At 25.1% G+C, this 1,476-nt stretch carries 2 protein-coding genes; both read right to left on the bottom strand.

The features are described from left to right. On the bottom strand, positions 1 to 1,195 hold a 1,195-nt coding region (locus EZH24_RS11740; protein ID WP_137999267.1), incomplete at its 3' end, for a peptidase. A 23-nt stretch (positions 1,196 to 1,218) separates the two neighbouring features. Continuing rightward, a complete protein-coding gene (locus EZH24_RS11735) occupies positions 1,219 to 1,461 on the bottom strand; it encodes a hypothetical protein (protein ID WP_161976166.1) in 243 nt (80 codons plus the stop codon). Positions 1,462 to 1,476: the final 15 nt, after the last annotated feature.

Genomic DNA, 1,476 nt, shown 5'->3' with positions numbered 1-1,476 from the left:
CGCTTTCAGCTTCTAAAGTAAAAGTAGTCTTTTCAAAAGAATATATTTCTTCTTCAGGATTATCAGGCGTTGGTTCTGAATAAAAATCACCGTTATATGTATCGCTTAACGCTTCTATAGCATCCTGTACAGTTTCTATTACTTTTTCTTTTACTTCTACTTCTGCATTTTTATCAGGAGTCAAATCAAAAGTTATTATTTCATTTGTATCTATTTCTGAACCATCCTGATTAGATATTTTTAAGTAATAAGTATTTGGTATATTATTATATTTCATAAAGCCGAACTTCTTAGGCTTTCCAGAACTGGATGTGATACCGTCTGTATTGATTAGCTCATTATCATTACTGATTATATTAAAATAATTAGCTAAGATTGGACTATAACAAATAGGATAAATTAAACTAGTTTTATGAGTATAATTTCCTATTAACTTTATTTTATTATTGTCTGTTTTTATTAATTGGAGTTTGAAAGTATTAATACGTCCTATAAATGAAAAATATATATTTGTATCCAATTTATTTAATTGCTTATTTTTAATATTCAAAATAATATTATAGTTTTTATTTTGTAGTTCAGTTGGAAAAATAGACTTTAATATACTCAATACTAAATTACTGCTATTAATAGATATATTAAATACAAACGGACAATCCATATCAGATATTATGCATTCATTTGAATCTAATTCATATATTTTATTTTTGTTTATATCAAAGAATTGTCCTAATACACTGTATTTATAATATAAATCATCATTTCCATTAATACTTTTAATTATTAAGCATACCATTTTATTTACAGGAAAATCATTAATTATAGATTTCATTCTATAGTTATTTTCTTCTTTTTCTATAACTGCTGTATATTCACTGCTGGTATTTTCATCAGTCAATACTAAGTTAATAGTGTTTATATTTGTTTTAAACTTTGGAAAATTATATTTTTTATATATTAATTTAGCTTCTTCATTATCAAAAATTATTTGTGAAGCTGTAAGAGTTTTTCCTGCTAATATACCATCTAAAATATCTTTTAATTCTTTAATATTAGATACAGGAACTTCATTAGACTTTCCGCCTTTTATCTTTTCTATATCTGCTATTATCTGATTATGATCTTCAGCAAATATAGTTTCGCCATCCTGCAGTGCTGGCACTTCTCTATAGTTTTCAGGTTTTTCTAAAGCCATAATAAAGCTCCTGCTTTTAGATTTTATTTATAAAAATAGTAATTACTAGAAACTTGCACATTATACCAAAGCTGCCATTCGCCAATTTTTATAATGCTTTCTTGGTATCTTCTCATTAAATCTTGTCTGTTTGTAACAGCTTTTATAATAAATATTTCTGGAGGTGTAGAAAGAGGTACTTTTACATATTTTGTTTTTGTACTGCATGAGCTTAGCACTATAAAAATACTTATAAAAATTATTAGATATATTATTAAATGTTTCATTCTCTGTCCTTGTCA

It is taken from the genome of Brachyspira catarrhinii, from assembly GCF_005518285.1.
GTDB classification, from domain to species: domain Bacteria; phylum Spirochaetota; class Brachyspiria; order Brachyspirales; family Brachyspiraceae; genus Brachyspira; species Brachyspira catarrhinii.
Note: the sequence above shows the minus strand (reverse complement) of the source record. Positions and strands in the feature narration are given on the sequence as shown.